The organism is Mangrovibacter plantisponsor, assembly GCF_003182475.1.
Lineage (GTDB): Bacteria > Pseudomonadota > Gammaproteobacteria > Enterobacterales > Enterobacteriaceae > Mangrovibacter > Mangrovibacter plantisponsor.
The window spans coordinates 88,005-112,085 of the sequence record NZ_QGTS01000006.1 but is presented as its reverse complement, the minus strand read 5'-3'; the positions used below and the strand labels follow the sequence as shown (position 1 = coordinate 112,085).

At 49.6% G+C, this 24,081-nt stretch carries 22 protein-coding genes; 12 read left to right on the top strand and 10 right to left on the bottom strand.

Translation table 11 applies throughout. The annotated features are described in order from the left end of the window. Positions 1 to 39: 39 nt before the first annotated feature. From murC to mutT, 8 genes are all read left to right on the top strand, one after another. A complete protein-coding gene (murC, locus tag DES37_RS10950) occupies positions 40 to 1,515 on the top strand; it encodes a UDP-N-acetylmuramate--L-alanine ligase (protein WP_110025808.1) in 1,476 nt (491 codons plus the stop codon). Between the two features lie 113 nt (positions 1,516 to 1,628). Then, entirely contained in the window at positions 1,629 to 2,465 is an 837-nt protein-coding gene (gene ftsQ, locus DES37_RS10945) for a cell division protein FtsQ (protein WP_110025807.1), read from the top strand. Then, entirely contained in the window at positions 2,462 to 3,718 is a 1,257-nt protein-coding gene (ftsA, locus tag DES37_RS10940) for a cell division protein FtsA (protein ID WP_036106173.1), read from the top strand. The genes ftsQ and ftsA overlap by 4 nt, the downstream gene beginning before the upstream one ends. Positions 3,719 to 3,780: 62 nt before the next feature. Then, on the top strand, positions 3,781 to 4,926 hold the full coding sequence (gene ftsZ, locus DES37_RS10935; RefSeq protein ID WP_036106169.1) for a cell division protein FtsZ: 1,146 nt from the start codon (positions 3,781 to 3,783) through the stop codon (positions 4,924 to 4,926). 100 nt (positions 4,927 to 5,026) lie between these two features. Beyond that, on the top strand, positions 5,027 to 5,944 hold the full coding sequence (lpxC, locus tag DES37_RS10930; protein ID WP_110025806.1) for a UDP-3-O-acyl-N-acetylglucosamine deacetylase: 918 nt from the start codon (positions 5,027 to 5,029) through the stop codon (positions 5,942 to 5,944). Positions 5,945 to 6,219: 275 nt separating this feature from the next. Further along, positions 6,220 to 6,729, top strand: a complete 510-nt coding sequence (gene secM / locus DES37_RS10925; protein WP_110025805.1) for a secA translation cis-regulator SecM — start codon at positions 6,220 to 6,222, stop codon at positions 6,727 to 6,729. A 60-nt stretch (positions 6,730 to 6,789) separates the two neighbouring features. Further along, positions 6,790 to 9,495: a preprotein translocase subunit SecA gene (gene secA / locus DES37_RS10920; protein ID WP_110025804.1), complete on the top strand. Its 2,706-nt coding sequence runs from the start codon at positions 6,790 to 6,792 to the stop codon at positions 9,493 to 9,495. Between the two features lie 116 nt (positions 9,496 to 9,611). Beyond that, on the top strand, positions 9,612 to 10,004 hold the full coding sequence (gene mutT, locus DES37_RS10915) for an 8-oxo-dGTP diphosphatase MutT (RefSeq protein WP_110025803.1): 393 nt from the start codon (positions 9,612 to 9,614) through the stop codon (positions 10,002 to 10,004). On the opposite strand, the gene yacG is transcribed toward mutT, so the two are convergent. The 3 genes from yacG to coaE are packed head-to-tail and all read right to left on the bottom strand — an operon-like array spanning position 10,001 to position 11,569. Then, positions 10,001 to 10,195, bottom strand: a complete 195-nt coding sequence (yacG, locus tag DES37_RS10910; protein WP_036106156.1) for a DNA gyrase inhibitor YacG — start codon at positions 10,193 to 10,195, stop codon at positions 10,001 to 10,003. The genes mutT and yacG overlap by 4 nt on opposite strands. Positions 10,196 to 10,204: 9 nt before the next feature. Then, entirely contained in the window at positions 10,205 to 10,948 is a 744-nt protein-coding gene (gene zapD, locus DES37_RS10905) for a cell division protein ZapD (RefSeq protein ID WP_036106153.1), read from the bottom strand. Between the two features lie 6 nt (positions 10,949 to 10,954). Then, positions 10,955 to 11,569 carry a dephospho-CoA kinase gene (gene coaE, locus DES37_RS10900; RefSeq protein ID WP_110025802.1) on the bottom strand — a complete coding sequence of 205 codons (615 nt, stop codon included), beginning with the start codon at positions 11,567 to 11,569 and terminating at the stop codon, positions 10,955 to 10,957. Positions 11,570 to 11,969: 400 nt separating this feature from the next. Here coaE and DES37_RS10895 point away from each other — a divergent pair, with 400 nt between their 5' ends. Beyond that, the gene (locus tag DES37_RS10895) at positions 11,970 to 13,013 is read left to right on the top strand and encodes a GMP reductase (RefSeq protein ID WP_110025801.1); all 1,044 of its coding nucleotides are present in this window, start codon (positions 11,970 to 11,972) and stop codon (positions 13,011 to 13,013) included. Between the two features lie 69 nt (positions 13,014 to 13,082). Here the strand turns inward: DES37_RS10895 and hofC are convergent, their stop codons facing one another. The 4 genes from hofC to nadC all read right to left on the bottom strand — a co-directional run bounded on the left by hofC (position 13,083) and on the right by nadC (position 17,200). Further along, on the bottom strand, positions 13,083 to 14,288 hold the full coding sequence (gene hofC, locus DES37_RS10890) for a protein transport protein HofC (RefSeq protein WP_170123759.1): 1,206 nt from the start codon (positions 14,286 to 14,288) through the stop codon (positions 13,083 to 13,085). After that, on the bottom strand, positions 14,278 to 15,663 hold the full coding sequence (gspE, locus tag DES37_RS10885) for a type II secretion system protein GspE (protein ID WP_110025799.1): 1,386 nt from the start codon (positions 15,661 to 15,663) through the stop codon (positions 14,278 to 14,280). The genes hofC and gspE overlap by 11 nt, the downstream gene beginning before the upstream one ends. A gap of 16 nt (positions 15,664 to 15,679) precedes the next feature. Continuing rightward, on the bottom strand, positions 15,680 to 16,117 hold the full coding sequence (gene ppdD / locus DES37_RS10880) for a prepilin peptidase-dependent pilin (RefSeq protein WP_036106138.1): 438 nt from the start codon (positions 16,115 to 16,117) through the stop codon (positions 15,680 to 15,682). Positions 16,118 to 16,309: 192 nt separating this feature from the next. Beyond that, positions 16,310 to 17,200, bottom strand: a complete 891-nt coding sequence (gene nadC / locus DES37_RS10875; RefSeq protein WP_110025798.1) for a carboxylating nicotinate-nucleotide diphosphorylase — start codon at positions 17,198 to 17,200, stop codon at positions 16,310 to 16,312. Between the two features lie 81 nt (positions 17,201 to 17,281). Here nadC and ampD point away from each other — a divergent pair, with 81 nt between their 5' ends. Both ampD and ampE read left to right on the top strand, forming a co-directional pair. Further along, the gene (gene ampD / locus DES37_RS10870; RefSeq protein WP_110025797.1) at positions 17,282 to 17,842 is read left to right on the top strand and encodes a 1,6-anhydro-N-acetylmuramyl-L-alanine amidase AmpD; all 561 of its coding nucleotides are present in this window, start codon (positions 17,282 to 17,284) and stop codon (positions 17,840 to 17,842) included. Continuing rightward, on the top strand, positions 17,839 to 18,693 hold the full coding sequence (gene ampE, locus DES37_RS10865) for a beta-lactamase regulator AmpE (protein WP_110025796.1): 855 nt from the start codon (positions 17,839 to 17,841) through the stop codon (positions 18,691 to 18,693). The genes ampD and ampE overlap by 4 nt, the downstream gene beginning before the upstream one ends. A 33-nt stretch (positions 18,694 to 18,726) precedes the next feature. On the opposite strand, the gene DES37_RS10860 is transcribed toward ampE, so the two are convergent. From DES37_RS10860 to aroP, 3 genes are all read right to left on the bottom strand, one after another. Beyond that, on the bottom strand, positions 18,727 to 19,674 hold the full coding sequence (locus DES37_RS10860; protein ID WP_110025795.1) for a glycoside hydrolase family 43 protein: 948 nt from the start codon (positions 19,672 to 19,674) through the stop codon (positions 18,727 to 18,729). 30 nt (positions 19,675 to 19,704) lie between these two features. Beyond that, positions 19,705 to 21,153, bottom strand: coding sequence for a glycoside-pentoside-hexuronide (GPH):cation symporter (locus DES37_RS10855; RefSeq protein ID WP_110025794.1), 1,449 nt, complete (start codon positions 21,151 to 21,153; stop codon positions 19,705 to 19,707). 168 nt (positions 21,154 to 21,321) lie between these two features. Beyond that, on the bottom strand, positions 21,322 to 22,692 hold the full coding sequence (aroP, locus tag DES37_RS10850; RefSeq protein ID WP_036106124.1) for an aromatic amino acid transporter AroP: 1,371 nt from the start codon (positions 22,690 to 22,692) through the stop codon (positions 21,322 to 21,324). A gap of 542 nt (positions 22,693 to 23,234) precedes the next feature. On the opposite strand from aroP, the gene pdhR reads away from it, so the two are divergent. Continuing rightward, on the top strand, positions 23,235 to 23,999 hold the full coding sequence (gene pdhR, locus DES37_RS10845; RefSeq protein WP_036106121.1) for a pyruvate dehydrogenase complex transcriptional repressor PdhR: 765 nt from the start codon (positions 23,235 to 23,237) through the stop codon (positions 23,997 to 23,999). The last annotated feature ends 82 nt before the right edge of the window (positions 24,000 to 24,081 follow it).

Below are 24,081 nucleotides of genomic sequence, written 5' to 3'. Positions count from 1 at the left end.
TGTTTTTGATGTGAAGGCAAAGAGCCTCAGGTTTAAAGAATGAATACACAAGAACTGGCAAAACTGCGTTCAATCGTTCCTGAAATGCGCCGCGTGCGGCACATTCACTTTGTTGGCATCGGCGGTGCCGGCATGGGAGGGATTGCCGAAGTGCTGGCGAATGAAGGTTATCAAATCAGCGGTTCTGATTTAGCGCCAAACCCGGTTACGCAGCAACTGTCAGCGCTGGGCGCGACGATTTACTTTAATCATCGGCCTGAAAACGTCCGCGATGCCAGTGTGGTTGTGGTATCCACTGCCATTCGGGCGGATAACCCGGAAATTATTGCTGCTCATGAAGCACGTATTCCGGTTATTCGCCGGGCTGAAATGCTGGCGGAATTGATGCGCTTTCGTCATGGCATTGCTATTGCCGGTACGCATGGGAAAACTACCACCACGGCGATGGTGGCGAGTATTTATGCAGAAGCAGGTCTTGACCCGACATTCGTGAATGGTGGCCTGGTCAAAGCGGCAGGTACTCATGCGCGTTTAGGGCACAGCCGTTACCTGATTGCGGAAGCAGACGAAAGCGATGCCTCTTTCCTGCATTTGCAGCCAATGGTAGCTGTGGTAACCAATATCGAAGCCGACCATATGGATACTTACCATGGCGACTTTGAGAACCTGAAGCAGACATTTATTAATTTTCTTCACAACCTGCCGTTTTATGGCAGAGCGGTGATGTGTGTGGATGACCCGGTTATCAAAGAGTTGTTGCCACGGGTTGGGCGTCAACTGACCACTTACGGTTTTAGTGAAGATGCGGATGTTCGCATTGAAAACTACCGGCAGTCAGGCGCGCAAGGGCACTTTGACATCCTGCGCCAGGATAAACCCGTACTGCATGTTATGTTGAATGCACCAGGACGGCATAACGCCCTGAATGCAGCTGCTGCAGTGGCAGTAGCAACCGAAGAAGGCATTGATGACAGCGCAATTTTACGCGCGCTTGAAAGTTTTGCCGGTACCGGGCGTCGTTTCGATTTCCTTGGCGAGTTTCCGCTTGATGCCATTAATGGCAAAGAGGGCAAAGCGTTGTTGGTTGATGACTACGGTCACCACCCGACTGAAGTTGACGCAACTATCAAGGCTGCGCGTGCAGGGTGGCCGGACAAACACCTGGTAATGGTGTTCCAGCCTCACCGTTACACGCGTACCCGCGATTTGTACGACGACTTTGCCAATGTGTTATCGCAGGTTGATGCGCTAATTATGCTGGATGTGTACCCGGCTGGAGAAGCACCGATCCCTGGCGCAGACAGCCGTTCTCTGTGCCGTACTATTCGCGGGCGTGGCAAGGTTGACCCGATTCTGGTTTCCGATCATGCACAGGTAGCCCAAATGTTGGCGCCGATTCTGTCGGGGAATGATTTAGTGCTGGTTCAGGGGGCGGGCAATATTGGCAAGATAGCGCGTACTTTGGCAGAGACACGTCTGGTTCCTCAGTTACAGGAGGAAGACAGCCATGGTTGAGAAATTAGCATTTTTACAGGGTGGCAACGCAGGTCAGTTACCTGTTGTGTTCCAGCCTGGCCCCAAAGCTTTTGGGCAGTTTGTTGTAAATACACTGGAACTGGCGGAGTGATATGTCCCAGGCGGCGTTGAATACACGTACTCAACAGGAAGAAAAAGCCTTTTCCGGGCGCAGTAATGGCTCGCGTCTTGCGGGCATTATCTTTCTGATGGCGGTACTACTGACAATCTTTATCGGCGGCTGGATGGTTGTGCGCTGGATGGAAGATGCTCAGCGCTTGCCTCTGTCTCGTCTTGTTGTGACGGGTGAGCGCCATTACACACGTAATGATGATATTCGCCAGTCAATATTGGCTTTGGGCGCGCCAGGAACGTTTATGACGCAGGATGTAGACATTATCCAGCAGCAAATAGAACGGCTTCCCTGGATAAAACAGGCCAGTGTCAGAAAACAGTGGCCTGATGAATTGAAGATTCATCTGGTTGAATATGTGCCGATTGCACGCTGGAATGACCAGCACATGATTGATGCACAAGGGAATTCATTCAGTGCACCTGCTGACAGGTCGGCAAAACAAGTATTGCCGGGTCTGTCTGGTCCGGAAGGAAGCGAGGTTGAAGTCCTTGAAGGATACCGGGCAATGAGTGATGTGCTGGCGAAATCCAGGTTTACGTTGAAGGATGCAGCCATGACGGCCAGACGGTCGTGGGTTTTAACCCTGAATGACGGGATTAAACTCAACCTCGGCCGTGGCGATACGATGAAACGCCTGAACCGCTTTATCGAACTTTACCCAGTTCTTTTAAAGCAGGCGCAGACGGACAACAAGCTTATTAGTTATGTTGACCTGCGCTATGACTCAGGTGCCGCGGTGGGTTGGGCTCCGGCCCCGGCTCCCGTTGAAGGAACTAATCAACAACAGAATCAGGCACAGGCAAAACAACAATGATTAAGTCGACGGACAGAAAACTGGTGGTTGGACTGGAGATTGGCACTGCAAAAGTTGCCGCTTTAGTAGGGGAAGTTCTGCCCGACGGAGTGATTAACATTATCGGTGTGGGAAGTTGTCCGTCCCGTGGTATGGATAAAGGCGGGGTTAACGATCTTGAATCTGTGGTTAAGTGCGTACAGCGTGCCATTGATCAGGCAGAGTTAATGGCAGACTGCCAAATATCTTCTGTCTACCTGGCGCTGTCAGGTAAACACATTAGCTGCCAGAACGAAATCGGCATGGTGCCAATTTCAGAAGAAGAAGTAACCCAGGAAGATGTGGAAAATGTGGTGCATACGGCGAAATCTGTTCGCGTAAGAGATGAACATCGTGTACTGCACGTCATTCCACAAGAATATGCCATTGATTACCAGGAAGGGATTAAAAACCCGGTTGGTTTATCGGGTGTGCGTATGCAGGCCAAGGTGCACTTGATTACCTGCCACAACGATATGGCGAAAAATATCGTGAAAGCCGTGGAGCGTTGTGGCCTGAAGGTTGATCAACTGATTTTCGCCGGGCTGGCCTCAAGCTACGCTGTACTGACAGAAGATGAGCGCGAGTTGGGCGTCTGTGTCGTCGATATCGGCGGTGGTACAATGGATATGGCAGTATACACTGGCGGCGCGTTGCGCCACACCAAGGTCATTCCTTACGCAGGGAATGTGGTCACCAGTGATATCGCTTACGCTTTTGGTACACCGCCCAGCGATGCAGAAGCTATTAAAGTGCGTCACGGTTGTGCACTGGGGTCACTGGTGGGCAAAGATGAAAGTGTTGAAGTACCCAGCGTGGGTGGCAGGCCGCCGCGCAGCCTTCAGCGCCAGACTTTGGCAGAGGTTATCGAGCCTCGCTACACCGAATTGTTGAATTTGGTGAATGAAGAGATCCTGCAACTGCAGGAACAGTTACGCCAGCAAGGTGTCAAACACCACCTGGCTGCAGGGATTGTGCTGACAGGTGGCGCAGCCCAAATGGAAGGTTTGGCCGCGTGTGCCCAACGAGTATTCCATACTCAGGTGCGCATTGGTCAGCCTTTAAATATCACAGGTCTTACCGATTATGCCCAGGAGCCGTATTATTCAACCGCAGTTGGGTTATTACATTACGGCAAGGAATCGCATTTAACCGGTGAAGCTGAAGTGGAAAAGCACACATCAGTCACTTCGTGGTTTAAACGAATTAATAGCTGGCTGAGAAAAGAGTTTTAATTTTATTAAGAGACTATGACAATAAGTAGTCTCAGGCGACAGGCACAAAACGGAGAGAAACTATGTTTGAACCTATGGAACTGACCAATGACGCGGTGATTAAAGTCATCGGCGTCGGTGGTGGCGGCGGTAATGCCGTAGAACACATGGTGCGCGAACGTATTGAAGGCGTTGAATTTTTCGCCGTCAATACTGATGCACAAGCACTGCGTAAAACAGCCGTTGGCCAGACAATTCAGATCGGTAGTGGCATCACTAAAGGTCTGGGTGCTGGTGCAAACCCGGAAGTAGGCCGTAATGCAGCGGAAGAAGACCGTGAAGCGTTGCGTTCTGCACTGGAAGGTGCTGATATGGTCTTTATCGCAGCTGGTATGGGCGGTGGTACCGGAACCGGTGCAGCGCCAGTTGTTGCTGAAGTTGCAAAAGATTTAGGTATTCTGACCGTTGCTGTGGTGACCAAGCCTTTTAATTTTGAAGGCAAAAAGCGCATGGCATTCGCGGAGCAGGGTATCACTGAACTGTCCAAGCATGTCGATTCATTGATTACGATTCCGAACGACAAACTGCTGAAGGTGCTTGGCCGTGGCATCTCTTTGCTGGATGCATTCGGTGCAGCGAACGACGTTCTGAAAGGCGCAGTACAGGGGATCGCAGAACTGATTACTCGTCCAGGCCTGATGAACGTTGACTTTGCTGACGTACGCACGGTGATGTCCGAAATGGGTTATGCCATGATGGGCTCAGGTGTGGCAACCGGCGAAGACCGTGCTGAAGAAGCTGCTGAAATGGCTATCTCCAGCCCACTGCTGGAAGATATCGATCTGTCTGGCGCTCGTGGCGTGCTGGTCAACATCACCGCTGGCTTCGACCTGCGTCTGGATGAGTTCGAAACTGTTGGTAATACTATCCGTGCTTTCGCGTCTGATAATGCTACAGTGGTTATCGGTACTTCTCTGGATCCAGAAATGAACGACGAGCTGCGTGTGACTGTTGTTGCCACCGGGATTGGTATGGACAAACGTCCTGAAATCACGTTGGTAACCAACAAGCAACAGCAGCAGCCGGTTATGGGTTACCAGAGCGGTATGACTCAGTTGCAGCCAGAACAGAAAAATGTGGCGAAAGTCGTGAACGATACGGCTTCCCAGAGCAATAAAGAACCTGATTATCTGGATATTCCAGCCTTCCTGCGTAAGCAGGCAGACTAAGAATTAGCCGGAATTTGGGTATCTCAGCTCTTTGTGCTACTATGGCCTGCCGATAGTGATGTACACTTTCGGTTGGATCAGTAACAGGCGAGATAATGCGATGATCAAACAAAGGACATTAAAACGTATTGTTCAGGCGACAGGTGTCGGTTTACATACCGGCAAGAAAGTCACGCTGACGCTACGCCCTGCACCGGCTAACACCGGGGTCATCTATCGTCGTACCGACTTGAATCCACCGGTAGATTTCCCGGCTGATGCCAAATCTGTGCGTGATACCATGCTCTGTACGTGCCTGGTAAATGAGCATGACGTGCGGATATCAACTGTGGAGCACCTGAATGCAGCTTTGGCTGGTTTAGGCATCGACAACATTATTGTTGAAGTGAATGCGCCGGAAATCCCAATTATGGATGGCAGTGCTGCTCCCTTTGTTTATCTGTTGATGGACGCAGGGGTTGACGAGCTGAATGTTGCGAAGAAATTCGTGCGCATTAAAGATGTCGTCCGGGTTGAAGATGGTGACAAATGGGCAGAGTTCAGGCCGCATAATGGCTTTACTCTGGATTTCACCATTGACTTTAATCACCCGGCGATTGATGCCAGCACTCAGCGTTACAGCATGAACTTCTCGGCAGATGCGTTTATGCGCCAAATCAGCCGGGCGCGTACTTTTGGTTTTATGCGTGACATCGAATATCTTCAGTCACGTGGTTTGTGCCTTGGTGGTAGCTTTGATTGTGCTATCGTCGTGGACGACTACCGTGTGTTGAATGAAGATGGCCTGCGTTTTGAAGACGAGTTTGTGCGTCACAAAATGCTGGATGCCATTGGTGACCTGTTTATGTGTGGTCACAATATTATCGGTGCGTTTACTGCGTATAAATCCGGCCATGCGTTGAATAACAAACTGTTGCAGGCTGTGCTTGCTAAACAGGAAGCGTGGGAATACGTGACCTTCGAGGACGAAGCTGAACTGCCACTGGCTTTCAAGGCACCGTCGACAGTCCTGGCATAAGGGCGAGATACGTTTAAAACGACTGGTTAATCAGGCACTCTCTCCGGCCTGGTGACCCAGTCGTTTTTTATTTCTGCTGCACAACAGCTATTTCCTCTTTTTTGCTCCTGTTTTTTCATTTAATCGGTTTGTTCGCTCATTTGTTACGCGTTTTTTCGGGGTTCATCGCAGGGATTAAGCTGATGAACGGCGCGTTTGGTGATACTATTTGGTCGCTAAAATGTGGCTTGTCAGTTTGAATAGCCAAAATGATTCAATTCCTTTGGTGAAATAGAGTGTCTGGTATATTTGCGCGTTGGCGACAATTAGGTAGACGATATTTCTGGCCCCATCTCCTGTTAGGGATGGTCGCGGCCAGTTTTGGGCTACCTGTTTTAGCGAGCAGCAGCGCGGGTGCTAGCACACCAGCAGAAACCACTGCGAACTATAATCGTTTTAATCCCGCACTTTCGTTGGCGCAATTGCAGGAAAGCAACCGCCGCCAGTCAACTTTTAGCGTCGACTACTGGCACCAACATGCAATTCGTACTGTTATCCGCCACCTGACTTTTGTGATGGCGCCTCAGGTGATGGCCGGGGCTTCGGTGTCCGATGACTCGCCACTGGAAAAACAGCATATTGCATTACTTGATACACTTAGTGCGCTGCTTACTCAGGAAAGCAAACCACCGTCAGTTGTACGCCAGGAACCCTGGCCTGCAATGGCACCTTCACTCTCCTTTACCTTCACGAACTGGCTGGGTACCGCTCAGGGGATTCGTGCAGGCCCGCAGGCTCGCTGCTGATAAACACCACTACTCTTATCATTTTGTTTTATCGCTCAGCGAAGCGTTTGGGAATTTATTATGTTAGTCAAACTATTAACTAAAGTATTCGGAAGCCGTAACGACCGTACATTGCGTCGTATGCGTAAACTTGTTACGCAAATTAACGCCATGGAACCGGCAATTGAAAAATTGTCAGATGATGAACTCAAAGGCAAAACAGGCGAGTTCCGTGCACGCCTGGAGAAAGGCGACGCACTGGAAAGTATCCTGCCTGAAGCGTTCGCGGTAGTTCGTGAAGCCAGTAAACGCGTATTTGGTATGCGCCACTTTGATGTCCAGTTGCTCGGTGGTATGGTGCTCAATGAGCGCTGCATTGCAGAAATGCGTACTGGTGAAGGTAAAACACTGACAGCAACATTACCTGCTTACCTGAATGCCCTGAGCGGTAAAGGTGTGCATGTAGTAACGGTGAACGATTACCTCGCCCAGCGTGATGCTGAGAATAACCGCCCGCTGTTTGAATTCCTGGGCCTGAGCGTGGGTATCAACCTGCCAGGTATGCCAGCGCCAGCGAAGCGTGAAGCTTATGCTGCAGATATTACTTACGGCACCAACAATGAGTACGGGTTCGATTACCTGCGTGACAACATGGCATTCAGCCCGGAAGAGCGTGTTCAACGTAAACTGCATTATGCGCTGGTGGATGAAGTTGACTCCATCCTTATCGATGAAGCGCGTACTCCATTGATCATTTCTGGCCCGGCGGAAGACAGCTCAGAAATGTACCGCCGTGTGAACACCATCATTCCTCATCTGGTCCGCCAGGAAAAAGAAGATTCCGACACCTTCCAGGGTGAAGGTCACTTCTCCGTAGATGAAAAAGCACGCCAGGTTAACCTGACTGAACGTGGTCTGGTGCTGATAGAAGAATTACTGGTACAGGAAGGCATTATGGATGAAGGTGAATCTTTGTATTCACCGGCCAATATTATGCTGATGCACCACGTAACGGCGGCGCTGCGTGCACATGCCCTGTTTACCCGCGATGTTGATTACATTGTAAAAGACGGCGAAGTCATCATTGTTGATGAACATACTGGCCGTACCATGCACGGGCGTCGTTGGTCTGATGGCCTTCACCAGGCAGTGGAAGCAAAAGAAGGGGTTGATATTCAGAATGAAAACCAGACCCTGGCGTCAATAACCTTCCAGAACTACTTCCGCCTGTATGAAAAACTCGCGGGTATGACGGGGACGGCAGATACCGAAGCTTTTGAGTTCAGTTCAATCTATAAACTGGACACTGTTGTTGTGCCAACCAACCGGCCTATGGTTCGTAAAGACATGGCTGACCTGGTCTACATGACCGAAGCAGAGAAAATTGGCGCGATCATTGAAGATATTCGTGATCGTACTGCAAATGGCCAGCCTGTTCTGGTTGGTACTATCTCCATTGAGAAATCTGAACTGGTTGCTCAGGAACTGACGAAAGCAGGCATCAAACACAATGTACTGAATGCGAAGTTCCATGCGCGTGAAGCAGACATTGTTGCTCAGGCCGGTTACCCTGGCTCTGTTACTATCGCCACCAACATGGCTGGCCGTGGTACTGATATTATGTTGGGTGGTAGCTGGCAGGCTGAGTTGGCCGAGCTTGAAGCGCCAACTGAAGAACAAATTGCTGAAATCAAGAGTAACTGGCAGCAACGTCACGATGCTGTACTGGCATCCGGTGGTCTGCATATTATCGGTACTGAACGCCATGAATCGCGCCGTATCGATAACCAGTTGCGTGGCCGTTCAGGCCGCCAGGGCGACCCGGGTTCATCACGTTTCTATCTGTCAATGGAAGATGCCCTGATGCGTATTTTCGCATCAGACCGCGTGTCTAACATGATGCGTAAACTGGGGATGAAACCAGGCGAAGCCATTGAGCACCCCTGGGTTACCAAAGCTATCGCCAACGCGCAGCGTAAAGTTGAAAGCCGCAACTTTGATATTCGTAAGCAATTGCTGGAATATGATGATGTGGCGAATGACCAGCGGCGTGCAATTTATACTCAGCGTAACGAATTGCTGGATGCAACTGATGTCAGCGAGACAATCAACAGCATTCGTGAAGATGTATTTAAAACCACGATTGATGCCCATATTCCGCCTCAGTCTCTGGAAGAGATGTGGGATATCCCTGGTTTGGAAGAGCGTCTGAAAAGTGATTTCGACCTCGAACTGCCGATTTCTGAATGGCTGGACAAAGAGCCTGAACTGCACGAAGAAACATTGCGTGAACGTATTCTGCAGATGGCTGTTGAAGTCTATCAGCGTAAAGAAGAAATTGTCGGCACCGAGATGATGCGCAATTTCGAAAAAGGTGTGATGCTGCAGACGCTGGACAGCCTGTGGAAAGAGCACCTTGCTGCCATGGATTACCTGCGTCAGGGGATTCACTTGCGCGGCTATGCGCAAAAAGATCCTAAGCAAGAGTATAAACGTGAATCTTTCTCTATGTTCGCAGCTATGCTGGAGTCACTGAAGTACGAAGTAATCAGTACGCTGAGCAAAGTTCAGGTGCGTTTACCGGAAGAAGTTGAAGCCATGGAACAGCAACGCCGTGAAGAGGCTGAGCGCCTGGCGCAAATGCAGCAACTGAGCCATCAAAGTGATGATCTCCAGGCTGCACAGTCTCTGGCTGAACAGACCGGTGATCGTAAAGTGGGTCGTAATGATCCTTGCCCTTGCGGCTCAGGCAAAAAATATAAGCAGTGCCATGGGCGCCTGAGCTAAGCCTGGTACATGTTGTTGGTAAGATTTTAACGTTAATTAATCGGGCCAGGGGGAAACCTCTGGCCCGGTCGTATCCGGGGCACAGGCAACTGCGCCTCTTTTTCAGGAGCTTCCCGATGAAACGATTTGAGATAGCGGTTGGGATCATTCGTAATCAGAACGCAGAGATTTTTCTGGCGCAACGAAGTGCTGACTCGCATATGGCGAACATGTGGGAGTTTCCCGGTGGAAAAATTGAGCAAGGCGAAACCCCCGAACAGGCACTGGAACGGGAGTTAATGGAAGAAGTTGGAATTACGCCCACAGGTTTCTCATTATTTGAAAAACAGGAACACCAGTTTCCGGACAGGCACGTCAGCCTGTGGTTTTTCCTTGTAGAACAGTGGGATGGTGAACCCTGGGGGAAAGAAGGGCAACCTTCTCGTTGGGTGGACCAACAGGCGCTGGAGCCGGAACAATTTCCGCCCGCCAATGCGCCTGTTATCGCGAAGCTGAAGCAAACGGCTTAGTCCTGCTTTTCACTCCAGTCATCGCTGTCAGATAAGGTGTTTTGGCTGGGGATACGTTTCTCTTCTGCGGCCCATTCACCTAAATCAATCAACTGGCAGCGCTTTGAACAAAATGGCCGCCATGGGCTTTGTTCACCCCAGATAACGGTTTTGCCACAGGTTGGGCAGTTCACTTCTGTTGTTTCAGACATCTTACTTCCTTAGCAGCAAGCTAAATTGAAATCAATCCGCTCTGGTATCACCCCATGTTCACTATCAAGAGGCAGGAAACGAATAGCAAAACGGCTTTTATGGCCGGACACTTGCGGATAGATAGCATCCTCAAGATTCATCTCCAGGCGCAACAAATCAGCATCATCACCATTGTCCTGATAAAACCCATTGAGGCTGGTTTGTTTACGAAAGGGCGAAGAATGGCGAATCAGGTCAAGGATCAAGACAAGCGTTTCGCGCAATGGCTCCAGGCTGCTGAGCCAGTGGCTTACCTGATTACTGCGTGTACTTTCGCTGGATTTCAGCCAGACATGCAATGTTGGCAAATCAAAGCTACAGCACCCGCCAGGAATGCTTAAGCGCTGGCGAACCAGGCTTATCAGTTTATCTTCACGCAATGTTTGCCCTAAACGCGAGCCTGCCATCAAACGGGAGCCTGTATTCTTTAACTGCTCTTTTAGTGATGTGATTCGCTGCATATCCACACCAGGGACTTCCACCCATGCCTGAAGTTTACGCTGCTGGCGTTCAAGTTCTTTTAGTAATTCAGTACGAATATCACCGCGTTCAAAAATATCCAGCAGGTCACTAATATTTCTTAAAAAATAGAGTGCGGAAGGGTAATCATTCAAAGGGAGCTGAGAAGAAAGTTGTTGTAGCAAAAACTCTATACGCAACCAGGTGCGCATTTTCTCGCTCAGGGGATGTTCAAAAAGTATTTGCGAGCTCATTCTTCCTCATTCCTGTCTGACGGACTGCATAGCCAGCGCCATGTATCGTTGGTGCAGGCGGGCCACATCGCGAGTTAATGTTTGTGGTAAACCATCATTATTAATAATGTCATCTGCGACAGCAAGACGCGCCTCCCGGCTTACCTGTGCTGAGATAATGTGTTGCGCAAGTTCACGGCTGACATTATCTCGTGCCATGGTTCTCTGAAGCTGTGTTTCAGTGCTGACATCAACAACCAATACGCGGTCAGCCTGCTGCTGAAGTTGGTTTTCAACCAGCAAAGGTACGACCCACAAAACATAAGGCGAAGACGCCTGAGCAATAGCTTGCTGCGTCCGTTGGTGAATTAATGGGTGTAATAAGGCATTAAGCCACTGCTTTTCTTTGGGATCAGTAAAAATAAGTTCGCGCAGAGCTGTGCGGTTGAGTGCGCCTTCGTGGTTGATAACCCGTTCGCCAAAATGCCCGGCAATTTTTTGCAGGGCTGGCTGGCCCGGCGCCACAACTTCTCTGGCGATAATGTCTGCATCAACAAGCGATACACCATGGTTGGCAAACAACGCGGCAACAGTACTTTTGCCACTGCCAATCCCTCCGGTAAGCGCAACAGTGAAGACCATAAACAACGAAACCCCGATGTGATGAGTGTGCTTATAACAAAAGAAAAATGCCTTTCCCCTTGTGAAACCATGCCAGAGCTCAACATGCCGCCATTAGCTGTGTTTTTTTACACAGCAGGGCAAACAGTACTTCGAAATATTTACCTCCAGCTCTGCTTAGCCTGGGCTGGCTGACTCATGTTTTCGAAAAAAACGAGCAATACATGGTAATAAATAAGCTTTTAATACAGGTTATTCCTTAACACCATACTTACGCTAAATTTATAGGATTGTAGCGTAAAAAAGTCGCTTTTCGCAGTCTTGCGCTCCCTTTATTAGTGCGTAAGATAACGTCACTGGAGTCGGCAGTTGTATCGCCTCTTACCTTTTAATTACATCGCCACGACCAGGATAATCGCAAATGCGTATTGAAGAAGATATCAAGTTAGGTTTTAAAGACGTTCTCATCCGCCCCAAACGTTCCACACTGAAGAGCCGCTCTGATGTAGAGCTTGAACGCCAGTATACTTTTAAACATTCTGGCGTGAACTGGGCTGGCGTTCCTGTTATTGCAGCAAATATGGACACAGTGGGAACCTTCAGCATGGCAAGTGCTCTGGCGGCGTTTGATATTTTGACCGCCGTCCACAAGCATTATTCCGTTGAAGACTGGCGCCAGTTTGTTGAGCAATCTCCGGCGTCTGTGCTGCGCCATGTCATGGTATCCACGGGGACGTCCGCTGCCGATTTTGAAAAAACCAAACAGATTCTGGCGTTGAGCCCGTCTCTGGCTTTTGTGTGTATCGATGTGGCTAATGGTTACTCCGAGCATTTCGTTCAGTTTGTGGCAAAAGCGCGTGAAGCATGGCCTGATAAAGTTATTTGTGCCGGGAATGTGGTAACGGGCGAAATGTGCGAAGAACTGATCCTGTCAGGTGCTGATATTGTGAAAGTCGGCATTGGGCCCGGATCTGTTTGTACCACTCGGGTAAAAACCGGGGTCGGTTACCCACAGTTGTCTGCTGTCATCGAGTGTGCAGATGCCGCTCATGGCCTTGGTGGGCAAATTGTCAGCGATGGTGGTTGTACTGTGCCAGGTGACGTGGCCAAAGCATTTGGCGGTGGTGCTGATTTTGTCATGCTTGGCGGTATGCTGGCAGGCCATGAAGAGAGTGGTGGCACTGTAGTTGAAGAAAATGGTGAGAAATTTATGCTGTTCTATGGCATGAGTTCTGCTTCTGCTATGAACCGCCATGTCGGTGGTGTGGCTGAATACCGGGCTGCAGAGGGCAAAACCGTGAAGCTTCCCTTGCGTGGGCCGGTTGAAAATACTGCACGGGATATCCTGGGTGGGCTGCGTTCAGCCTGTACCTATGTGGGGGCTTCCCGCCTGAAAGAGTTGACTAAACGCACGACATTTATCCGTGTGCAGGAGCAAGAAAACCGGGTGTTTAACAGCCTGTAATAGTTTGCCACAGTACTAACAGGGTAAGAAGATCGTCTTACCCTGTTGCGCTTTATTAACCCACAGTAATTAACCTGCTCCCATTGCTTCCCCCAGCCCAAAAATGGGCAAATACATTGCCAGCACAAGCAAACCAGTTATCAGCCCGGTAATTACCATTAACAATGGTTCCATTAATTGAGTTAACTGGCTGGCCTGTAGTTGCGTATTTTCTCTGTGCCAGTCGGCAAGTTTTTCCAGCATAGTATCCAACGCACCAGATTGTTCCCCGGTTGTCACTAACTGATAGCAGAGTGGTGTAAAACAGCCATGCTGGCGCATAGCTTCACCCAGAGTTATACCCTGAGTAACATCTTCCAGAAGTTGCCCTATAACCTGCCGCCAGTGGCTGGTGTCGGGTAGAGCCTCTTTAACAAGCTGTAACCCCTGCAGAATATTTACGCCTGATTGTTGTGTCAGGGCGAGCATCATAAAAATCTGGCTGCGCATCAGTGACTCGTACAGCCGATTCATTACTGGAGCGCGTTGTAACAGGTATTGGGTAAATCTGTGCCATGCTTTTCTGGCAGGCCACACCACAAGGATAACCGCCGTAAGGCCAGTAAACGCCAGAATGTACAGATGTTGGCTAAGCCAGGCAGATACAGACATCAAAATACGTGTCACTGCTGGAAGTGGAGTATTAAATGCCTGGTAGATATCCGCGAAAGTTGGCAGAACAAACAGTAGCATGCCCAGTGTAACGGCCAGTGCCATACACAGAGTCAGTAATGGGTAGCGTAGTGCTTTCGACACAGTACGCTGCAAGGTGCGCTGTTGTTCTTGTTGCTCAGACAGGTGCGTAAAGCATAAATCCAGCTTCCCTGTCATTTCACCTGTGCGGCTCAGAGCGACGAACAAGGGAGGGAAGAGCTCAGGCCAGCTTTGAATAATGGCCGAAAAAGGTTCACCTTCGTTGAGCCGTAATGTGATTTGTTGCATTACCGCCTGCCAAAGCGGAGAAGCATGTTGCTGGCCGAGTAACACCAGTGCATCTGGCAGGCTGATACCCGCTTTCAGCAATGCCGACAGCTGTTGTAAAAAATGGATTCGGTGATCCATATGGCGGGGTTTACTTTCATACGCCCGTGCCCGTTGAATGCGTACCGGAAATAATGCCTTGCTACAAAGCAGGGTCATTATCTCAATTTTCCCAACGGCAAAGCTGATGCCGGATTGCGGGTTGCCTTTTATATCAAGTGCAGACCAGCGCCAAAGCGATAACTTAGCTGCCATGAGGTAACCCCAACACTCGGTACAGCTCATTCACTGTCGTTTCTCCGCGGCTGACTGCCTGGCAGCCATGTTCGAAAAGTGCTATGCAACCTTGTTGCTTTGCGAGTTCAGCAATTTGTGTGGCTGTATCTCCGCGTAATAAAGCATCATGAACCTCGGGTGTGATAGCCAGAACTTCAAACAGTGCCACCCGCCCATAGAACCCGCTGTAGCACTGCTCACAGCCAACCGGTATCCAGTTTGGTAAAGGTAACCGGCTCACTGTCCGGGGCAGAACCAGTGGTTTGGTATGTTGTTTACGGCAGTGTGGGCACAATTTTCTGACCAGCCGTTGCGCAATAACCAGTTTGAGTGCTGAAGCAATCATCCAGCGGGCAATGCCCATTTGTTCCAGGCGAACAAGTGTATCGGTCGTGGAGTTGGTGTGTAGCGTGGATAACACCAAATGCCCGGTTTGTGCGGCCTTAATAGCAATTTCAGCAGTTTCGTTGTCACGGATCTCACCCACCATAATGACATCAGGATCCTGGCGCAGTAGAGCCCGCAACACTCGCTGAAATGTTAAACCCGCCTTCAGATTTACTTGCGCCTGGTTAAGCCCGCTTAGTGGAATTTCTATTGGGTCTTCAACACTGCTGATATTAATACCTGGTTGATTAAGGGCATTCAGGCCGCTATATAAGGAGACGGTTTTCCCACTCCCGGTCGGGCCTGTCACCAGAATCAGCCCTTGCGGCGCGTTGAGTGCATTTTTAAATTCATCCAGTTGCCGGGGGGCAAGGCCAAGTGCATCAAGTGAGAGTTGTTCATCCTGCTTATGTAAAACCCTTAAGACGATTTTTTCTCCAGCCCGGCAAGGGAGTGTCGCCAGGCGAAACGAAATATTCCCGGGGAGGTCCGGAAGTGTGAATTGCCCGTCCTGGGGAAGGCGTTTCTCAGCGATATCCATATCGCTGAGTACTTTCAACCGGGCAACAAGAGCGGGGTAGGCGTCTGCATTCCCCTGGTACTGTGTGTGTAATACGCCATCAATACGGAAACGCACACGGAACAGTGGCGTATCGGGCTCAAAATGAATATCCGAGGCCCGCTGGTTTAACGCCTGCTGCAATGTCTGTTCGATATGGACAACGGTGTTGTTGGCTGAGCCTGACGTGGGCTGGTAAGGTTCTGTTGCGTGGTGCTGTGCCCGGTGCCGTTCTATTTGTGCCGGTGACCAGTGCTCAACCACTACTTTTTTGTGGGACAGAAAGCGCAGTGAGTTGAGTAGTTCATCAGGGGCGCTATTTGCAACTGCAATGACAATCTCCGGGTCATGGCGCAGAAGCAGTGCGTGATGGCGGGCACACAGGGCAAAGAGTTTCTCATCACTCATTTATTCGTTCTCCAGTTTACTCGTCAGCAAAGCGGAATATGTCATTGCATGCCTGCTCAAGGCCTGTATTACCAGGCGCCGAACAGGTTTTTCGCCAGCCAGTGATACCCTGGTTGTCATCCCATTGTGGAAGCAGTGTTAATGAGAGACCGTTGAGGCTGTCCTGCCCGTTAAGCTGAATGCTCCCTGCTGTAACTGACAAGCTGGCGATATACCTTGAGGTTCGTGGGGCTGGAATTCCGTTGCTGTCAGCATGGCAGGGTGTGATGCCACCGCGTTCAATAGCGCAGAGTTCGACAGCGCTGCGGTAGGGCAATACATTTTGTAGAACGTCGGTTAATGCCGCTTTACGTAAGTAGTTTTGATATGCGGGAATAGCGGTTGCGCTAAGAATAGCGATGATGCCTACTACTACCATTAATTCAATCAGGGTGAAGCCACGTTGCCTGTGCATGGTTGTCTCCTTTGGTGTAACGGAGCTCGACTATGGCAGGTTGCGCCATATGCTTCGACAGGGTGTTTTTTATTCTGGAGTTTCTGTTCCTGAGTGAATATGCACACTGCAAAAAAAGCGGAATAAATGCGAGGATGCCTGAAAATACGGGCAGGCTGGCTGCCCGTAACGGAGAAAAAGCGCTCTAAGCGTTTAGCGGAAACGCATTGAGAGATCCAGTGCGCGGATATGTTTAGTCAGGGCACCTACTGAAATAAAATCCACACCAGTTTCAGCGCAGGCGCGCAGCGTATCCAGAGTCACGTTGCCAGACACTTCCAACTGGGCATTGCCCTGGGTTATCCCAACAGCTTTGCGCATCATATCGGTATCAAAGTTGTCCAGCATGATGATATCTGCACCAGCATGTAGGGCATCCTGCAGTTCTTCAAGGCTTTCAACTTCGACTTCAATAGGAACATCTGGATGGATCCAGCTCGCTTTTTCGATTGCCTGGCGAACAGAGCCGGCGGCAATAATATGGTTTTCCTTGATTAGGAAAGCATCGGATAACCCCAGGCGGTGGTTGCTTCCGCCGCCACAGAGAACTGCATATTTTAGTGCGGTGCGCAGGCCAGGAACTGTCTTGCGTGTATCCAGTAATTGGGTGTTCGTACCAGCCAGTTGTGCAACATAACGGTGAACTTCACTGGAAACACCAGAGAGAGTTTGTACAAAGTTCAGTGCGGTTCGTTCACCTGTGAGCAGTATACGCGAGGAGCCCGTCAGCTCGAATAATGGCTGGTTTGCCGTGATTTCATCACCATCATTGACATGCCATGTAACCTGTACGTTGCCGCCAAGCTGGATGAACACTTCTTCAACCCAGCGTTTGCCACAAAAAATACCTTCTTCGCGGGTGATAACAACAGCATGAGATGTGCTTTCCGGCGGGAGTAATTGCGCAGTAATATCGTTATTGGCATCAATGTTACCGCCAAGGTCTTCTTTTAGCGCAACAGAAACTGTACCGGGAATATCGGTATTAATCCGCTCCAACAGTGCTTCACGTCGGTGGTCTGGGTTATAGCGGCGTGGTGGCATTATTAACTCCGAAATGGCTGATATAAATTGGAAACATGCTACTCTGAAGCGACCTTTAGTGCCACAGCAAGGAGAACCATAATGAAGCTTCAGGATGGCTGGTTAAGCGAAGCAAGGCATGCGCCTTCACCGCATTGTGATGATCGCCCGGAAGGTGAATCGCCTTCATTGCTGGTCGTACATAATATCAGTTTACCACCCGGTGAATTTGGGGGCCCGTGGATTGATGCTCTGTTTGCCGGTACGCTGGATGCCAAAGCCCACCCTTATTTTGAAGGCATTGCACAATTACGTGTGTCAGCACATTGCCTGATTCGCCGTGATGGTGAAGTGGTTCAGTACGTCCCTTTTAATAAAAGAGCCTGGCATGCTGGTGTTTCTTCCTGGCAGGGGCGGGAAAAATGTAATGATTTTTCTATCGGGATTGAACTGGAAGGCACCGATGTCTTGCCATATACCGATGCACAATATCTGCGCCTTGCTGAGATAACACGAGTTTTGGCGGCATCCTGGCCGGATATTGCCAGAAATATGGCAGGGCATTGTGATATTGCACCTTCCAGAAAAACGGACCCTGGCACTGTTTTTGACTGGCCGCGCTTTCACGCACTGGTTTCAGTTTCTGGTAAGGAGAAGGTATGACGCTATTTACCTTATTGTTGGTGTTAATTTCAGAACGTTTATTTAAGTTTGGAGAACACTGGCAATTGGAAAGCCGCCTGGAGGTTATCTTCCGCCGAACCCGTTATTTCTCTATGGGTTACACGCTTTTGCTGTCTGTTGCCGCGATGGCGATTATTGCTGCGTGTCTGTATTTATTAAAAGGGATTTTGTTCAATGTCCCGCTATTGGTGTTCTGGATCCTGATTGGCGTTTTGTGTATCGGTGCCGGCAAGGTACGTCTGCACTATCATGCTTACCTCAAAGCGGCCAGCCGCGGGGATTCACGTGCCTGTGATGAAATGGTGGCTGAGTTAACGATGATCCATGGTGTCCCGCCTGGTTGTGATGATCGTGAGTTTTTACGTGAGTTACAAAATGCCCTGTTGTGGATTAATTATCGTTACTACCTGGCACCTCTTTTCTGGTTTGTTGTGGGGGGGAGCTTTGGGCCGGTAACCTTAGTCGGGTATGCAGTTCTCAGAGCCTGGCAGACATGGCTTGCCCGCCACCACACTCCGCATCAGCGGTTACATGCGGGTATTGATGCCATTTTGCACGTTCTGGATTGGGTGCCGGTCAGGTTAGTTGGGCTGGCTTATGCGTTATTGGGGCATGGTGAAAAAGCGCTACCGGCATGGTTCGCATCACTCGGTGACCGGGGAACTTCTCAATACCAGGTATTGACACAACTGGCACAATTTTCCCTGGCGCGGGAACCTCACTCTGACAAAGTCAGAACCCCGAAAGCGGCTGTATCAATGGCGAAGAAGACTGCGCTGGTGGTGGTAGTGGTGGTGGCTTTATTAACGATTTACGGCGCACTGGTTTAAGTACGCCGTTTTTTTGATTGCTACTTTTTACTGCTACGGGTGGTCTGCGGGTGGTATGCCGAAATCAGGCATACCATCGGGCCCCCACTCAATCAATTTAACCCGGGTGTGGCGGCCGGGGTCATAAAGCGGGTCGCCTTCTATTTCAGTGTAGTTGCGTGCATGGTAAACCAGCACATCCTGGCCGTCTGGTGTGGTGGTGAAACTGTTATGCCCGGGGCCAAACTGGCGGTTGGCTTCACTGGTGGTAAACACCGGTTGGAGGGACTTATGCCAGTTTTTCGGGTCCAGAATATTGGCATCTTTATTGGCCCACAACAAACCCATGCAGTAGTTTTCATCGGTAGCGCTGGCTGAATAGGTAATAAAAATACGTTCGCCATGGAAAATGACCGCCGGCCCTTCATTCACCAGAAAACCCCGGCATTCCCAGTCAAACTCAGGCTTGCTTAACATGACGGCTTCCCCTTTCAGAGTCCACGGGTTTGCCATTTCACTTAAATATAAATTGGAATTACCTGGGATATCTGGTGCTTTTTGCGCCCACAGGTACCACTGCTTGCCCTGGTGTGAAAAGGTGGTGGCATCAAGGCAGAAGGTATCGAACTGCGTGGTTAACTGGCCTTTTTCAACCCAGTTACCGGTTAACGGGCAGCTATCTGCGCATTCGAGCACATACATGCGGTGCTGGAACATGTTGTCGCGCAGTGCCTTGGTATGTGCTGCAGCATAATAGATATACCACTTACCCTCTATGCGGTGGAGTTCAGGAGCCCAAATCAGCTCACTCATCGGGCCGGTATCGGGTTTACGCCAGACAACCACGCCCTCGGCCTGGGCCAGTTCTGCAATAGACGAAGCCCGGCGAATCTCCAGCCTGTCATATTCAGGAACGGAAGCAATAAAATAGTACTCTGAACCTTCATGCAAAATAAAAGGGTCTGCACGTTGTTCAATTAATGGGTTAGGCCATTGCAACATAACGTCTTTCCTTATCGTTTCGTTTGGCACTCAAACTGGCTTTTCAATATGTTGGTCGGCGGTTTTGCCAACGGGTTGCGCAGGAGCTTCGCTGTCTTGCTTACCTTCCTGGTAGTCAACCAGTTCCTGGTAGTTTTTACGGCGTTTTTCCAGGTCAATCTGAATCTGTTTCATGGTTTCACGGTCAACTTTGAGCAGACGCACCACCCCGGCAGTAATTAAATAACCCACACCAGGAATCACAGTGAACAGTAAAATTATGCCGTTGATGGCACTGGCGGACTGCTGCTTCAGGGATGCGTCATAGCCATACCAGGACAGCAAGAAACCACACATGGAACCCGCGATTGCCAGGCCTAACTTCAGGAAGAACAGGTTGCCAGAGAAGCTAATCCCGGTAATGCGTTTACCTGTTTTCCACTCGCCATAATCGTCGACGTCTGCCATCAGTGACCAGTGCAGCGGTGATGGGATTTGGTGCAGGATATTAAGCAGGAAGTACATGACGATGATAAGTACGGTGGCATGGGGATCGAGGAAATAGAACCCACTGGAGAAGATTGCCAGCACAATGTTTGTCCAGAAGAAGACTTTCAGCTTACACCATTTATCAGTCAATACCTTGGCGAGTGTGCTGCCAATCATCATGCCGATAACACCAAGGCTGATAAACATAGTGGCAAAACCGGTGCTTTGCTGCATGACCCAGGTGACGTAATACATGGTGGCTGCCATGCGAATAAAACCAGGGCAGACATTGCACAAGGTCAGCAACAAAATACGCACCCACTGGTCGTTCTTCCATACATCACGCAAGTCAGATTTCAGGTCGTCATTTGTGGGGACGGCTGGGCGAATACGTTCACGCACAGTTGAGAAACAATACAGGAACATAAACAGCGCGATGATAGCCAGGGTGCCCATCGCCATCTGGTAGCCTTTCGCTTTATCTGCACCACCGTACCATTCTGCCAAAGGCAGAAGTGACAGGGATAAAATTAACGTGGCAATACCGACCATAACGAAGCGGTAAGACTGGCAGGAAACCCGCTCATGGGGATCATTAGTGATGACACCACCCAGTGAGCAATAAGGGATATTAATAGCGGTATAGGTCAGCGACATCAGGAAATAGGTGATAAACGCATAGATAACCTTGCTGTTATAGCTCCACTCTGGCGTGGTGAACATGAGTACGCTGAAGAGTACGTAAGGCAGTGAAATCCATAGCAACCATGGACGAAAACGCCCCCAGCGGCTTTTTGTACGGTCAGCAATAGCGCCCATGATAGGGTCAGTTACTGCATCAACTACACGCACAGAAAGGAGTAGTGTGCCCACCAAAGCGGGAGCAAGGCCGAAAATGTCGGTATAAAAAAAGTTTAAAAACAGCATGATGGCACCGCCGATGATATTACAACCGGCATCCCCCATCCCGTAGCCTATCTTTTCCTTAACTGTTAGCTTGTTGCTTTGCATCTGCCTCACTCCATTCAGAAGATATGGACAGAATTATTGGTGCTAAAGTGAAATTTTTCGCAGCAGGAATCAGCCGCAGAAATGGACAATCATGTCATTGGGTGGGAAGTGTGAAGGAGATAACAATACTCTGCACCCGCAAAATACGGGTGCAGAGGGAAGGTACAATTAATTGGTTTTCACGGTGTTGCGGCTTTTCTGCTTACACATATAGCCCACACCAAGGACAGCAACCCAGACAGGGATAAGGTAAACAGAAATTGCCATACCCGGGGTGATCAACATGATAACCAGCACGGCGGCCATGAACAGCAGGCAGACCCAGTTGCCCAATGGGTAGAGCAGCGCCGGGAAGCGTGTGGTGACACCCTGCTGTTGTTTGGTACGGCGGAATTTCATGTGCGCCAGGCTAATCATTGCCCAGTTGATAACCAGAGCAGAAACCACCAGAGCCATAAGCATACCGAAAGCTGACTCCGGCGCCAGGTAGTTAATCAGTACACAGAGTGCTGTTACCACTGCAGAAACGATGATGGTGTTTACTGGCACGCCACGTTTATCCACGGTAAGGAGTGCTTTCGGTGCGTTACCTTGCTGAGCCAGGCCGAACAACATACGGCTGTTACAGTACACACAACTGTTATATACAGACAGCGCGGCGGTCAGCACCACGATATTTAAGGCATTGGCTACGAAAGTATCACCCAGTTCGTGGAAGATGAGCACGAACGGGCTGGTATCTGCTGTAACGCGCGTCCAGGGCAACAGAGAGAGCAGAACTGCCAGTGAGCCAATATAGAAAATCAGAATACGCCATATAACCTGGTTGGTTGCTTTCGGGATGCTCTGCTCCGGGTTATCCGCTTCTGCTGCGGTAATACCCACTAATTCCAGCCCACCGAAGGAGAACATAATAATCGCCATCATCATGACCAGACCAGTCATGCCATGGGGCAGGAAACCACCTTGATCCCACAGGTTATGTATTGTGGCCTGAGGGCCGCCTTTACCACTGAACAGCAACCAGCCGCCAAAAATTATCATTGCCACAACCGCGAACACTTTGATGATGGCAAACCAGAACTCCAGTTCACCAAACACTTTTACGTTGGTCAGGTTAATGGCGTTGATAATGACAAAGAAGGCTGCAGCAGAAACCCAGGTTGGAATTTCTGGGTACCAGAACTGAATATACTTACCGACAGCTGTCAGCTCAGCCATGGCAACCAGCACGTACAGCACCCAGTAGTTCCAGCCAGAAGCAAAGCCCGCGAAACTGCCCCAGTATTTGTAGGCAAAGTGGCTGAATGAGCCTGCAACAGGCTCTTCAACAACCATTTCACCTAACTGGCGCATGATCAGAAAAGCAATGAAGCCGGCAATAGCATAGCCCAAAATTATCCCCGGGCCGGCAGACTGTATAACCGATGCGCTACCCAGAAACAAACCGGTACCGATAGCGCCGCCCAGCGCGATTAGCTGTATATGGCGGTTTTTAAGGCCGCGCTTTAGCGAGTCGCCTTGTTGTTGACCTTCCATCTTACAAACCTCGTGTGTGGTGATATTGTTGGTTTAAATAGCACCGTATGTAATTGATACATTCCATATGCTGTAGTGTTTTTTTTACGGTAACAAAGCGCGTTTTTTTATTCGTCTACTACCGAAGCGCAAAGAATAGTGTTAAGAGCAGCGAGTTGCACCTGGTTTCTGCATTCCTCTTCCCGGACTGAGCAAAATCTCACCATTCCTGTTAGCTGTATTTTTCCATTGATAATTCTCATTTTGACTTTGTATTCAAAATTAATGGATTTTTATTCATTAAATCCTGTGTTGAATCGGTTCAATTTGAGAAATAATTGGTTTCAAATTGGTTAAATGTGCATCGGGCCAGGTAACATTATGATTTGTGCAAAGTTACATGTCTGAAACGCTATTTCTGTAATGTTGTTAAAATGTGTGGTGTTTAATGATTTCAATCAAAACCAATATGGACATAAGGTGAATACTTTGTTACTTTAGCGTCACGAATATGAAATTGGTCTTACCAATTGACTCCGGGCGAAAGGCAGAGAAAATAACGAATGGCCTACAGCAAAATCCGCCAACCTAAGCTATCCGATGTAATCGAGCAGCAACTGGAGTACCTCATCCTTGAAGGGACACTGCGCCCGGGGGAAAAATTGCCGCCGGAGCGTGAATTAGCGCGTCAATTTGATGTTTCACGCCCTTCATTACGTGAAGCTATCCAGCGCCTTGAAGCGAAAGGGCTGTTGTTACGTCGTCAGGGTGGCGGCACTTTTATCCAGAATAACCTCTGGAAAAGCTTTAGTGACCCTCTTGCTGCTTTGCTGTCAGACCATCCCGAATCTCAGTTTGATCTTCTCGAAACGCGCCATGCACTGGAAGGTGTCGCCGCTTATTACGCTGCGCTGCGAGGCACGGATGAAGATCTCGCGCGTATTCGTGAATGCCACGAGAGCATTGAAAGCGCCAAACAGGCGGGTGACCTGGATGCTGAATCGGAAGCCGTGCTTCAGTATCAGATAGCGGTCACAGAAGCAGCACATAATGTGGTACTGCTCCACTTGCTGCGCTGTATGGAGCCTATGCTTGCCCAGAATGTTCGACAGAATTTTGAATTGCTCTACACACGAAGAGATATGCATCCCCTCGTGAGTAGTCATCGCGCCAGTATTTTCGAAGCGATCATGGCACGTAAGCCGGAACAGGCCCGTGAAGCATCGCACCGGCATCTGGCGTTTATTGAGGAAATATTGCTGGACCGCAGCCGTGAGCAAAGTCGAAGAGAACGTTCATTGCGCCGCTTACAGCAACGAAAGGACTAGCGTTTTTTCAGGTCTTTTTGCCGGAATAAAACGCAAAAGCGCCCAATCATAGAGCGCGGCAACTAAACGCAGAACCTGTCTT